This is a genomic window from Spongiibacter sp. UBA1325, assembly GCF_002306875.1.
Taxonomy (GTDB): Bacteria; Pseudomonadota; Gammaproteobacteria; order Pseudomonadales; family Spongiibacteraceae; genus Spongiibacter; species Spongiibacter marinus.
Genome location: NZ_DBTD01000011.1, coordinates 39142 through 52579, shown reverse-complemented (window position 1 = coordinate 52579; position 13438 = coordinate 39142). Strand labels below are relative to the sequence as shown.

9 protein-coding genes are annotated in these 13438 nt (G+C 54.9%); 2 read left to right on the top strand and 7 right to left on the bottom strand.

Features of this window, described 5'->3' with window-relative positions; genetic code table 11:
- Positions 1-3: 3 nt before the first annotated feature.
- Positions 4-588 (top strand): outer membrane beta-barrel protein, encoded by a 585-nt coding sequence (locus tag B3K78_RS16060; protein ID WP_286696238.1) that lies wholly within the window; start codon positions 4-6, stop codon positions 586-588.
- Between the two features lie 54 nt (positions 589-642).
- Here B3K78_RS16060 and B3K78_RS16055 read toward each other — a convergent pair whose 3' ends face one another.
- From B3K78_RS16055 to B3K78_RS16025, 7 genes are all read right to left on the bottom strand, one after another.
- Entirely contained in the window at positions 643-3768 is a 3126-nt protein-coding gene (locus tag B3K78_RS16055) for an efflux RND transporter permease subunit (protein ID WP_286696237.1), read from the bottom strand.
- Positions 3765-4838 carry an efflux RND transporter periplasmic adaptor subunit gene (locus tag B3K78_RS16050; protein ID WP_286696236.1) on the bottom strand — a complete coding sequence of 358 codons (1074 nt, stop codon included), beginning with the start codon at positions 4836-4838 and terminating at the stop codon, positions 3765-3767. Before B3K78_RS16050 ends, B3K78_RS16055 begins: the two co-directional genes overlap by 4 nt.
- Before the next feature lie 54 nt (positions 4839-4892).
- Positions 4893-6650, bottom strand: a complete 1758-nt coding sequence (aceK, locus tag B3K78_RS16045; RefSeq protein WP_204997370.1) for a bifunctional isocitrate dehydrogenase kinase/phosphatase — start codon at positions 6648-6650, stop codon at positions 4893-4895.
- 98 nt (positions 6651-6748) lie between these two features.
- Positions 6749-7783 carry an LLM class F420-dependent oxidoreductase gene (locus tag B3K78_RS16040; RefSeq protein WP_286696235.1) on the bottom strand — a complete coding sequence of 345 codons (1035 nt, stop codon included), beginning with the start codon at positions 7781-7783 and terminating at the stop codon, positions 6749-6751.
- 49 nt (positions 7784-7832) lie between these two features.
- Positions 7833-8315 carry a ribonuclease E activity regulator RraA gene (rraA, locus tag B3K78_RS16035; RefSeq protein WP_204997372.1) on the bottom strand — a complete coding sequence of 161 codons (483 nt, stop codon included), beginning with the start codon at positions 8313-8315 and terminating at the stop codon, positions 7833-7835.
- Positions 8316-8384: 69 nt separating this feature from the next.
- Entirely contained in the window at positions 8385-8948 is a 564-nt protein-coding gene (locus B3K78_RS16030) for a hypothetical protein (protein WP_286696234.1), read from the bottom strand.
- A gap of 231 nt (positions 8949-9179) precedes the next feature.
- Entirely contained in the window at positions 9180-10775 is a 1596-nt protein-coding gene (locus tag B3K78_RS16025; protein ID WP_204997374.1) for an isocitrate lyase, read from the bottom strand.
- Positions 10776-11137: 362 nt separating this feature from the next.
- Here B3K78_RS16025 and B3K78_RS16020 point away from each other — a divergent pair, with 362 nt between their 5' ends.
- A complete protein-coding gene (locus B3K78_RS16020) occupies positions 11138-13324 on the top strand; it encodes a malate synthase G (RefSeq protein WP_286696233.1) in 2187 nt (728 codons plus the stop codon).
- Positions 13325-13438 lie beyond the last annotated feature (114 nt).

Here is a 13438-nt window from a genome sequence, read left to right as displayed (position 1 = left end):
CTTATGAAGCGCATTACATCGACTCTAATGGTTCCCGCTGGCTTTCTTGCACTGGCGGTCAGCTCACCACTGATGGCAAAGGAATTTAGCTACAGTTATGCGGAATTAGGGGTGGCTGATATTGAGGTGGATGATCGCGATGGCGACTACCTTTATGGTGGCGGCTCGCTGGCCTTGGATCGCAATGTCTTTATTCGCGCGTCAGTGGGTAATCTGGATTTTGATCCCGGTGAGGCCGATGTGGTGAGCCTCGGTGTGGGCCATCCGATGCGGATTTCTGAGCGCAGCGACTTAGTATTGGCGCTGGACTACAGCTATACCGATCCAGACCGGGGTGACAACGACATCGATACCTTGGCAGCGAGTGTGCAATCACGCACCTGGCTGACCAATAATATAGAGGGTAATCTCAGTGCGGGTTATGCCCACGCAGATTACGATAAGGGTGATGATAGCGGCGCTGTGCTCGGTGCAGGTGTGCGACTCTACGTGACGCCGCTGGTCTCTGTGGCAGCGGAGCTGAATCGCAGCTTTGTTGGCGACCTGGATACAGACAGCTTTGGCATTAGTGGCCGCGTGCAGTTTTAACTGCGGCGGCGGCAAAAAAAACGGCGCAGGGAGCGCCGTTTTTTTTTGCACGCTTCAGAGGGTTTTTGGGCTCAGTCGTTTAGCAAAAAACTGGCTGATGTCATGGGCGATAAAAAACAGGATTGGCACTAAAAATAATGTGACCGCCGTGGCAAACAATATACCGAAGCCAACGGAGGTGGCCATTGGTTTGATGAATTGCGCCTGTATCGAGGTTTCCAGCTGAATGGGCAGTAGCCCCAAAAAAGTGGTTAGTGAGGTCAGTATCACCGCGCGAAAGCGCATCTGTCCGGCTTCGACCACGGCTTTGAGTTTTTCTTCTCCCTCGGAAACCTTCTGGTTGATGAAGTCCACCAGAACCAGCGAGTCATTCACCACCACCCCAGCGAGTGCAACCACACCGATAATAGACAGCATGCTCAGATCATTGCCGGTGAGCCAGTGTCCAATAATGGCGCCCGCCACTGAAAAGGGAATTGCCGACATGATATACAGCGGCTGGATATAGGACTTCAGCGGAATGGCCAGTGCGGCAAAAATCAGCAGTAATACCAGCGACCCCATCACCTGCAGCTCGCGGGTGTCTTTTTGCTGCTCTTCCACCTGGCCGGTGTAGTAATAGCTAACCGCAGGGAATTGTTTCAGTAGCGTGGGCATCACGTCCCGGTCGAGCTTGGCGACCACCGCATCGGGCTCTATCGTGGCTTTGTCGATGCCCGTTTGGATATTGACCACGCGCTTTCTGTCGACCCGTTTGATGCTGGAAATGCCGGAGGAATATTGCGCTTCGGCCACTTCACTGAAGGGTACCCGCTCACCACTTGGCAGCTTGATCCACAATTGCTCCAGGGTTTCCAGCGTGTTGCGCTCGGCGAGTGGCAATCTCGCGTAGACTCGCACTTCGTGACGGCCGCGTTGGAAACGCTGAATTTCAGCGCCAAAGAAGGCTTGGCGCACTTGGCGGGCAATTTCAGCCTGGCCGAGACCCAGCAATTCGCCGGCGGGTTTAATGCGAATATCCACCTCCGGTGCGCCGGCGCCAAAGGTATCGCGGATATCGAATACGCCGCTTATTTGCTGAAGCTCCGCTTTGAGCCACTGTGCGGCGCGCTGCAGTTCAGCGAGGTCGTCAGACTCTAACGCGACGTCGAGGTCGACGCCTTCGCCCGGGCCCGCTTTCGCATCGAAGCTCAGCTGTTTAATACCGGGGAGCGGGCCGATCGCTTCTCGCCACCACTGGGCGAGAATAACGGAATCGATTTGCCGTTGTTCCGAGGGGACGAGAGACGCCCAAATTCTTGCCTGGTCGTCGGAGCTGCTCAGGGTTTCAATATTGCTAATGGCGTCGACATCTTCACCAGTACGTTCGCGGTAGCGCTCATTGACGGTCGTCGCCGCCGTCTCGATTTTCAGTGCGTAGTCATGAGTGAGCTGGTAGGGCGCGCTGGGCGGCAGCCGCAGGCTAATTACGATCTGGTCTGAGGGAACATCGGGGAAGAACACCATGCGGACAATGCCAGCGGGTACCAGGCTGAGAACGACGATAAAGCCGGCCACAAATACGGCGAGGCTGACATAGCGATACGCAAGCAAGGTTTGCAACGCTGGGCGATAAATATTGTACACAAACGCTTTTAGCTGGCGGTCAAAGCCGTTTTGCAGGGCCGCGATGGGGCCGGTGGATTTTTTATCCAGTTTGATATGACGAAGGTGGGCGGGCAGGATCAGCTTGGTTTCTATCAGAGAAAAGATCAGGCAGAAGATCACGACCACCGCGATATTGGAGCCAAAGCGGCCGATGTGCGAGGTCATTGTCAGCATTGGGGTGAAGGCGATAATAGTCGTAAGCACGCCAAATATTGTCGCTGTCGAGACGCGTTTTACCCCGTGAATAATGCTGTCTAAGCCTTGCTGTTCGCTCTCAAGGTAGCTGTAGGCACTCTCGCCGGTAACAATGGCATCGTCCACCACAATGCCCAGCACCAGCAAAAAACCGAATAGCGACATCAGGTTTATCGAGTAGTCGAAAAAGCCAAGGTTCATTACCATCATGGCGCCAAGAAAGCTGAATGGCACGCCGATTAACACCCAAAAGGCCATGCTCAGGCGTAAAAATAGCGCCAGTGCCAATAGAACTAAAATGCCCCCTTGCAGCGCATTTTTAAGTAGTAGGTCGATTCGGCCTTTGAGGATACGCGAGTTATCGAACCAGACATTGAGGCTGACGCCATCGGGTAATTCCTGTTGCTTCTGGGCGGCGTAGTCTTTGACTAACTGGCTGACATCGAGGGTGCTCTGGCGGCCGACGGTGAAGATTGTGAGCCGCGCGCCGTTGGCGCCATTCAGGCGGCTGAGAATAGGCTGCTCGCTGAAACCATCGCGCACATTGGCAATATCGCCTAGCAGCAAGCGGGTGCCGTCCGGGCGGGTGAGTAGCGGAATGCGGCGATACTCATCGCCACTGTAGGCCTGACCTTGTGAGCGAAGAGTAATCGTACCGCTGTCGGTGCGAACATTGCCGCCGGGTAAGTTTTCGGATCGACTGCGAATGAGCGTTACCACTTGGTCGAAGCTCAGGCCGTACTGGCGAAGTGTGCTGTCGGAGAGCTCGATGGCCACCTCGTAATCGCGCACACCGACGAGTTCAATCTGGGTAATCTCGCCGGTGGCCAGCAGGTCGTCGCGCACGTCGTCAGCAAGGGCTTTGAGTTGATGCTCGCTAAGCTTTTCGCCAGCGATACTCAGGTTGATGGTGTGATTCTTGGCCAGTATTTCTTCAATGATGGGTTTTTCGGCATTGGCGGGAAACGAAGCGATGGCGTTAACGCGGGAGGTGACATCGTTGAGTACCGGCGCCATATCGGTCTTGGGCTGCATTTGCACGAGCACTGTGGCGACATTCTCATTGGCTTCGGCAATGATGTCGTCGACGTCTTCCATATCCTGCAGGGCTTCTTCAATTTTGATCAGAATGCCTTCCTCTACCTCGCTGGGGGAGCTGCCAGGGTAGGGAACAGTGATACGGATCATCTCCAGTGGGATCGTGGGGAAGACCTCTTTGCGCAAATCTAACAGGGAGACCAGCCCGGCGAGCATCACCACGGCCATTAACAGGTTGGCGGCGACGGGATTGCGGGCCATCCAGCCAATGGCGCCACTGCGGCGATCATAGGGGGTCATAGCGACTCGACTCTAACTTTCATGCCATCGGTCATAATGTCGAGGCGGCTGAGTACCAGCTGGTCGCCGACGTTTATGTCTCCTCTTACCACGGCGTATTGGGCATTCTTTTGCAGTAGGGTTACCGCCACGCTCTGCAATTGCTGCTGTGGGTCGAGGCGGTAAACGAAGCGGTTTTCAAAAACCGCGCTCGCGGGAATGCGAAAGGCGTCGTCAAATTCAACGCCGTGAATGTCGGCGCGAACAAACTGACCGATGCGCAACGCCGGCTTGGTCGCGTAGGGGGCATCCAGCACTGCCACGGCATAGGCGACCCGAGTCGCATCGTCCAATTGTTGATTGAGGCGACCGAGGCGCGCTTGCCAGCGACCGGTTTGTTGGTCGATAGCATGGAGCGTAACGCTGGCGTCATCGACTGCCTCCAGCATCTCTAACTCGGCGTGGCTAATCGGCAAGGGAATCTCTACTTGGTCGACCGCTTGAAAGCTGGCGAGGACACTGCCGGGAGCCACATACTGCCCGAGAGCCACTTGTTTGATACTGACCAGCGCTTCCATCGGCAGTGAGATTTCTGTTCGCGAAAGGTCGACATTGGCCTTGCGGATTTGCGCTTTGGCGGCGGCAATCTGGGCGCGCGCCCGTCGAATTTGCGGGTGGCGTGGGTTGCGGGTTTCAAAGCGGCTGCGGGTGTCTGCCAGGGCTAGCTCGGCATCGCGCAGGGCGAGTAGCGCCTGGGCTTCTGCCAGTTTGTATTGGCTGCGGTCTACTCTGGCGATGGGGGTATCGGCAGCAATAATGGCGCCGACCTCCAGCGCAGGGTTCACCCAGGTGATTCTGCCGGCGACGTCACTGGTTAATTGCAAGGTGGTTTTTGCTCTCACCGTGCCGTGCGAGCCCAGGGTCATCGCGGCCCCTTGGCGCTCGATGGTGTGCACCTGCACAAGCGGTTGCTCGTCCACGCGGGGTTGGGATGCAAGCTCTGGCCGGCTGCTGATAAGCACCTTGGCCAGCAGCAGTGCGCCGATAACGATTAACGGTGGTAGTACGAACTTGAGGCGTTTTCTTAACACGGTAATCGCGATCCCTGGAATTGCTGCCTATATAGGTGTTATTCCCAGCCAGAGTTAATTTGAGGTGGCCGGGCTGTTGTTGCCGCCATCGCGCTGTTGGAAGCGCTGTTTCTTTCTATAGGGGAATACGTCGGCGACATAACCGTTGCGAATCTTGTCCTGCAGCTCGCGCCAGTAATCGGGGTCGTAGAGGTCGCTGTGCAACTCGTCAAATACCTTCTTGGCGCGCTGATTCCCTGAGAAGAACAGGCGAAACTCTTCCGGGAACACATCCTCGGGTTTGACCTCATACCAGGGGTGAGTGGCCATGGCCTGCTCCTCTGTTTTGGGCTCTGGCAGGCGGCGGAAGTTACAGTCGGTCAGTGGACAAATTTCGTCGTAGTCATAGAAAACCACGCGTCCGTGGCGGGTAACACCAAAGTTTTTAAGCAGCATATCGCCGGGGAAAATATTCCCCGCGGCGAGCTGTTTAATGGCGCTGCCGTATTCGTCCATAACGCTGTAAAGCTGCTCTTCGTTGCAGTCTTTCAGGTAGAGGTTGAGAGGAATCATTTTCCGCTCAATATAGACGTGCTTGAGTATCAACACATTGCCGTGCTCCTCGACCAACGAGGGGGCCTCTTTATAGAGCTCGGCCATGAGCTCGTCCGAGAAACGGCGGCGGTCAAAGGCCAGGTTGTTAAATTCCTGGGTGTCGGCCATGCGGCCGCCGCGGTCCCAGCGTTTTACCAGGCTGTAGCATTTTCTAACGTGTTCCCGGCTCATCTCTTTAGGAGGCGTGAACTTGTCTTTGATCACTTTGTACACGTACCCGAAGTCTGGCCGGGTGAATACCAGCATCACCATGCCCTTGATCCCGGGGGCGATCACGTAGGGATCTTCGCTGTTTAACGTATCGTTGACGGCAAACCGGTAAAACTCCGTTTTACCGTGCTTTTGCATACCGATTGCGTTGTAGAGTTCAAACACCTCTTTGTGCGGCATGAGGCGTCGTAAAAATGCCACGTATTCCGAAGGAATCGAGGCGTCGACCATAAAGTAGCTGCGGCTGAAGCTGAAAAGAATTGAGAGGTCGTCAGGCTCGTGCAACAGCGTGTCGACGAAGAGCGAACCGTCATCGGAGTGCAGGATCGGCAGCACGAAGGGCTTGCTGAAATTGCCGCTGTAGGCGCGCCCAACCAAATACGCCGCTTTGTTGCGAAAGAATAGTGACTCCAGGGTCTCGACCCAGATCTCCCCAGTGCCTTCGGGGATGCGGGGCACCAGGTCTTGGTTGACGACGTTCATGACAAATTGAATGTCGCGCTGCTGGTCTTCCCAGGGAATATTGAACTCACAATCGTCCAACATTTGTTTGACGATGGCGGCGCCATTATCGCCGTTGAACTTGTAGCGCCGGAGAATAGAGTCGCTGTCGATTGGCCCTCGGTGTCCTGCCGGCGTGGTGGCAAAGGTGTGTTGATCCCGAATTTTTTCGTGCTCGAAGACGTAGCAGTAAATGGAGTTAAAGAAGGATTGTGCAATCTCGTAATTGTCGTGATTCTGAATTAGCTCGGCGTATTCTTGCTTGGCAACTTCCCAGTGCTCGCGGTCCTGCACGCTGCCGCCGGTAATGGTGTGGGCGGCTTCGGCGACAATGACCCGTTTTTGCTTCCAGAGGTTGAGGCGCGCGCGCATCGCCTCTTGAGAACCGTGCCAATCGGCGGCTTCAAAACGGGCTTGGGCGCCGAGGGTGATATTTTTAAATTCGGCGAAAAACGCATCGAAGCCATTGAGAATGGCCATCGCGAGTCGGCGGGTAACAGCGGTCATTGCTGGTAGTGTCCTGTCACGTAGGAGGGTATAGCTAAGAGTCTGCCCGACTTTCGCAGAAAAGCGAAGTCGGGCAGTGGGGGCTGCGATGTTTGCGCTTACAGGAAGCAGTCCGCCATTACTTCACGGGCTTCAGCCTGCTGGCAGTTGAGGATCATTGTGCCGACTTCGCCGCGTTGATTCGCTGCTTTCCAATCTTGGGCGCGCTCGCGAATGCGGGCTTCTGGGCCAACCAGCGCGACCTCGTCGACAAGTTCATTGGGCACCGCTTCGCGGGCTTCATCCTTCTTGCCGGCCAGGTAGAGGTCCTGCACTTTTTCTGCCGCGTCGCCGTAGCCCATACGGGTGGCGTAGTCGGTGTAGAAGTTCTTGCCCTTGGCGCCCATACCGCCAATATATAGCGCGAGGAAGTCTTTAATGAAGTGGCGACAGCCATCGAGGTTGTCGTCCATGATAACGCCGACAAAGGGGGCAACATCGAAGTCGGCCTTGCTGCGGCCACTCTTCTCCAGGCCCTTGTTGATCGCCGGCTCAAGCACGGAATATTTGTCGGGGCTCATCCACACAGGGAATACGCCGTCGGCGACTTCGGCCGAGGCGGCTACCCCGGCGGGAGTGATGGACGCGGTGTAAATGGGGATACTGGGGTCGCCGTGTAAAATTGATTTAAGCGCTTTGCCCAGGCCGGTGGTGCCTTCGCCTTTGTTGGGAATCTGGTACATCTTGCCATCAAATTCCAGCGGGCCTTTGCGCTCGAAAATCTGCTTCATAATTTTGATGTACTCGCGGGTGCGGGTGACGGGCTTGCCGTAGGGCACGCCGTGCCAGCCTTCCACCACCTGCGGTCCCGATGCACCCAGGCCGACGATAAAGCGGCCATCGGACAGGGCGTCCAGACTCATTGCCGTCATCGCCGCCATGGCGGGGCTGCGAGCAGGCATCTGCATAATGGCAGTACCCACCTTAATTTTTTCGGTTTGTGCAAGTATCCAGGCGGCCGGGCTAACGGCATCAGAACCATAGGCTTCAGCTGTCCACACTGAGTCGAAGCCCAGGGCTTCGGCGTGTTTAATGTCATCCATTGGCAGCGTTAATTTCGCGCCCGAGTAGCCCAGTAGTAGTCCCAGTTTCATTGCTGTTCCCCTTATTATTTTAGCGGGGCCCTGCGCCCCCTCGAATCGGTTAGCTTACCAGCGCTTTGCTGGAGAAGATAACGCCGGTTTCATCGGCATAGGCATAGTCGCCCGGTGCGATATCGATAGCGCCAAAGTGTAGGGCGACATTGAGTTGGCCCTCGTTGCGCTTCTCGGTTTTACGCGGCACGCTGCCCAGTGCCAATATGCCTAGCTCCATCGGGGCGATCTCTTCCACATCGCGCAGATAGCCGTAGATGATAATACCGCTCCAACCATTTTTAACCGCGGCGCCAGCAAGGTTGTCTCCAAGCAGTGAACGTCGCACTGAGCCGCCGCCATCAACGACTAATACGCGGCCTTCGCCAGGCTGTTTAACTTGCTCGGCAACCAAGGAGTTGTCTTCAAAGCACTTAATGGTGACAACTTGGCCGCCGAAATTGTGAGTCGCGCCGTAGTGGCGCAGCGGCAGTTCAAGAACGCGTACGTCGTCGCCGAATTCGTCGCAGAGATCGGGTGTAGAGATGGGCATGATTTTCCTCCGGGGGCTCAACGCGGCAGTGTTGGCGCTGAGCATAAAATAAATGATTCGGGTTAGGGCTTAGTCTGTGACTACAGCGAGGCACGATGCACTAATATCTGCATCGTAATAGGCCATGCCCAATTTATGTAGGTACTCCAAGCGATCGGCTTTCATTAGGTCTATTTCGGGCGCGTCGAAATTATTAGCTTGGTAAATACCTGCCAGATAAGCCATAAATTGCTCGCCCTCTTCGACTAATAATAAGCTGGCGGCGCCTACATCGGGTTTCACTTTGGCGTTCAGTTCTTCAGGAAGTGTTACCGCAAGTACAACTGGCTGCTCCTCTCCCTGAAACCTTACGCGGCGATTTCTCACGGTTTGCTCGGCCCAGTAAAAAGCCAATTCCTTGCTCTGGGTTAAGAAGACCGGCTCAATGGATTCGGAATAGCTATTGCCGATAGTGGCCATGGTTTCTTTGGCCGCTTGCTTCAGTGCCTTGTCGCCGGAGCGTTTTAAGCCCTGCTCCATGATGGCGTCAACCAGCGCCGAAGAGGTGCCGTGATACCACGTGCTGCTGGTGGTAAAGCCCTGTTCGTTTAATAAAGCCCTGGCATCTTTAAGAAAATCTGGTGCGTCAGTCATAGTAGAAGTTACACAGTCGGTTTGAGTTGGAAAGCATGTAGAAGTTTAGGGAAGCTTTGCACAGCTTAGCAATATCTCTGCGGGCCCTAAAAGGTCTGCGATTATCTTATTTAGCTAATTCTGCCCACAAAAAAGGCGACGCCTTTTTAAGGTGTCGCCTTTCGATTCGCAAGTGCGCTGTGCCCCGCGTGTTGCTAATTGCCGGGCACGTCGCCTAACGCGTGTTCAGATTTAGCTGAACTGGTTAGAGGTGTTTTTCGCACCACCTGCTTTCAGTGCCATTTCACCTGCGTAGTACTCTTTGTGATCGTCGCCCAGGTCAGAACCGGCCATGTTTTGGTGCTTAACACAGGCGATACCCTGACGGATCTCTTTACGCTGAACGCCTTCAACGTAACCCAGCATTGCTTTGTCACCGAAGTACTCTTTCGCCAGGTTGTCTACAGACAGTGCTGTAGTGTGGTAAGTCGGCAGAGTGATCAGGTGGTGGAATACGTTCGCTTCACGGGCAGTGTCTGCCTGGAAGGTGCGTACACGTGCATCAGCTGCAGCAGACAGTTCAGAGTCGTCGTACTCAGCAGACATCAGGTTGTCACGGTCGTAAGCAGAAACGTCTTTACCTTCAGCCGCCCATGCATCGTAAGTCTGCTGACGGAAGTTCAGTGTCCAGTTGAACGAAGGTGAGTTGTTGTAAACCAGTTTCGCATCGGGGTGAACCTTGCGAATCTCGTCCATCATGCCTTTGATTTCGTGAACAGTCGGTACTGCAGTTTCGATCCACAGCAGGTCAGCGCCAGCGTTGATCGCTTCGATGCAGTCAAATACGCAACGCTCGTGGCCAGTGCCCTGACGGAACTGGTACAGACCTGAAGGCAGGCGCTTAGGACGAACCAGCTTGCCGTTGCGGCTGATCAGTACATCGCCTTCAGCAGTGTCTTCGGGTGCAACTTCTTCACAATCCAGGAAGGAGTTGTAAATGTCACCTTGGTCGCCTGGCTCGCGAACAACAGCGATTTCTTTAGTCAGGCCAGCACCTTCAGAGTCAGTACGTGCAACGATAACACCGTCATCAACACCCAGCTCAAGGAAGGCGTAACGCAGCGCGCGCAGCTTAGCGTGGAAGTCAGCGTGGGGTACGGTTACTTTACCGTCCTGGTGACCACACTGCTTCTCATCGGCAACCTGGTTTTCGATCTGCAGGCAGCATGCACCGGCTTCGATCATTTGCTTGGCCATCAGGTAAGTCGCTTCAGCGTTACCAAAACCGGCATCGATGTCAGCAACGATGGGTACAACGTGAGTTTCGTGGTTGTCGATTTTGCTTTGGATTTCAGCTTCTTTAGCGCTGTCGCCAGCTTCGCGTGCTGCGTCCAGCTCGCGGAACAAGCCACCCAGCTCACGTGCGTCAGCTTGGCGCAGGAAGGTGTACAGCTCTCTTACCAGGTCGGCAACAACGGTCTTCTCGTGCATAGACTGGTCAGGCAGAGGACCAAAGCTAGAGCGCAGTGCAGCAACCATCCAGCCAGACAGGTAGAGGTAGCGGCGCTCAGTTGAGCCGAAGTGCTTTTTGATAGAGATCAGCTTTTGCTGACCAACAAAACCGTGCCAGCAGCCCAGAGACTGAGTGTACTTGGTTTTGTCTTTGTCGAACTCGGCCATGTCGCGACGCATGATGCCAGCGGTGTACTTGGCAATGTCCAGGCCGGTTTTGAATTTGTTCTGAGCACGCATGCGCGCGGCAGATTCGGGGTTGATAGCATCCCATGGGCTACCGGCTTGCTCTTTAAGTCCGGCGATGGATTGGATGTCTGCTTCTAACGATGACATATGCGGTCCCTTTTCATTGCGGTGGGTGGTTTAACGCAGGCTAGTGTACTCGCGACCTATAAATTTTTCTAATTTATAGATTCTATATTCGGTATTTTCGCGAGGAATGTTGCTGGGGTGTTGTGCTGCTCCGCTTGCATAAGCAATTTCTATTTTAATAAATTGCTGCGGGGCCCGCTGGCTATCCACCATTTAATAAATGAATAACAAGCATAATGTGGATATATTTGTGAAATCATTGGCGGCTAGCTAGGATGTCCTCCTAAGCCGTTATCTCTGATTTGCATGTGTTAGCTGTTAACATTCATGCTTCTTATATAAAGGGCGGTTTACAGACTCACCGACGCTAGAAGGAGTGGCAGATGTCAGCGCAGCAAATCAACCGGGTAGAACACAGTGGTCTTCAGATTGCCGAGGTCTTGTACCGTCTGGTGAATGAGCAGGTTGCCCCGGGCACCGGCATCGAGCCCGACGCGTTCTGGTCTGCACTGGCCGCGATTGTCGCTGATCTGGCGCCAAAGAACAAAGCTCTGTTGGCCAAGAGAGACGAAATTCAGGCCAAGATTGACGATTACCACCGCGCCAACCCGGGTAAGCCGGATATGGCGGCGTATAAAGCGTTCCTGGAAGAGCTGGGTTACCTGTTGCCCGAGCCCGCTGATTTTACCATTACCACCGAAAACGTCGATCAAGAAATCGCTGAACTGGCTGGACCTCAGCTGGTAGTGCCGGTGATGAATGCCCGGTTTGGTCTGAACGCTGCCAACGCCCGCTGGGGTAGCCTGTACGACGCTCTGTACGGCACCGATGTGATTTCTGAAGAGGGTGGTGCCGAGCGAGCTGGCGCTTACAACCCGGTTCGCGGTGATAAGGTTGTCGCTTATGCCAAGGCCTTCCTCGACAAGCATGTTGCTCTGGCTGAAGGCAGTCACGCCGATGCCACGGCATACAAAGTAGAAAATGGCAGTCTGGTAGTTAGCCTGGCGAATGGCGCCAATACCGGTCTGCAAGCGCCGGAGAAATTTGCCGGTTATATCGGCGATGCCGCTGCGCCCAGCAATATCCTGTTGGTTAACAACGGCCTGCATATTGATATTCAGATTGACGGCAACCACCCGATTGGCAAAACCGATGCCGCTCAGGTGAAAGATGTTTGCCTGGAATCTGCCCTGACCACCATTCAGGACTGTGAAGACTCAGTTGCCGCGGTAGACGCTGAAGACAAGTGCGTGGCCTACAGCAACTGGCTCGGCCTGATGAAGGGCAACCTCAGCGAAACCTTTAGCAAAGGTGGCAAAGAGCAGACTCGTCGCATGGCTGAAGACCGCGTGTTCACCGCGCCCAACGGCGGTGAAAAAGTGCTGCACGGCCGTAGCCTGCTGCTGGTGCGCAACGTCGGTCACCTGATGACCAATAACGCGATTATCGATGCACAGGGCAACGAAATCCCTGAAGGCATTATGGACGCCATGGTTACCGTACTGGCGGCGATGCACGACTTGAAAAAGACCGGCAGCCTGAGCAACTCACGCACCGGCAGTGTTTACATCGTTAAGCCGAAAATGCACGGCCCCGAAGAAGTGGCTTTTGCCGCCGAGCTGTTTGGCCGCGTTGAGGACGCTCTCGGTCTGGCTCGCAATACCCTGAAAATAGGCATTATGGATGAGGAGCGCCGTACCACGGTTAACCTTAAAGCCTGTATTGCTGCCGCCAGTGAGCGCGTGATCTTTATCAATACCGGCTTCCTGGATCGCACCGGCGATGAAATTCACACCAGCATGGAAGCCGGCGCTTTTGTCCGCAAGGCTGACATGAAGCAACAGGCTTGGATCAACGCCTACGAAGACTGGAACGTGGATATCGGTCTGGCCTGCGGCCTCAGTGGCAAGGCGCAAATCGGTAAGGGCATGTGGGCCATGCCAGACGAAATGGCGCAGATGATGGAAGCCAAAATCGGCCACCCCAAAGCTGGCGCCAACTGTGCCTGGGTACCGTCGCCCACGGCAGCCACCCTGCACGTAATGCACTACCATGAAGTGAATGTGCGCAGCCAGCAAGAGCAGTTGGCGGGCCGTCAGCGCGCCGCTTTGGAAGATATTTTGACCATCCCTGTCGCCGAAAACACCGACTGGAGCGCCGAAGAAATTCAGAACGAGCTGGATAACAATGCCCAGGGTATTCTCGGCTATGTTGTTCGCTGGATCGATCAGGGCGTGGGCTGCTCTAAAGTGCCAGATATCAACGATGTGGGCCTGATGGAAGACCGCGCGACACTGCGTATTTCTAGTCAGCACATCGCCAACTGGTTGCGCCACGGCATCTGCAGCGAAGAGCAGGTAATGGAAACTATGCAGCGGATGGCGGCGGTTGTTGATCGCCAGAATGCCGGCGATGCAAGCTACCGCAATATGGCGCCGAACTTCGACGATAGTGTGGCTTTCCAGGCCGCTTGTGAGCTGGTTTTTGAAGGTGTCAAACAGCCCAGTGGCTACACAGAACCAGTATTGCACCGCCGCCGTATTGAATATAAAGCGAAGCACGGCGCTTAAGGACTCCGGTCCACAACGATTTCCTGTCAGTGAGGCTTGGCCCGGTTCTACCGGGCCTTTTTTTTGCCCGCTTTCTATGTGCTTTGCTGGCGAAGTGGCGAAAAACTGCCCATA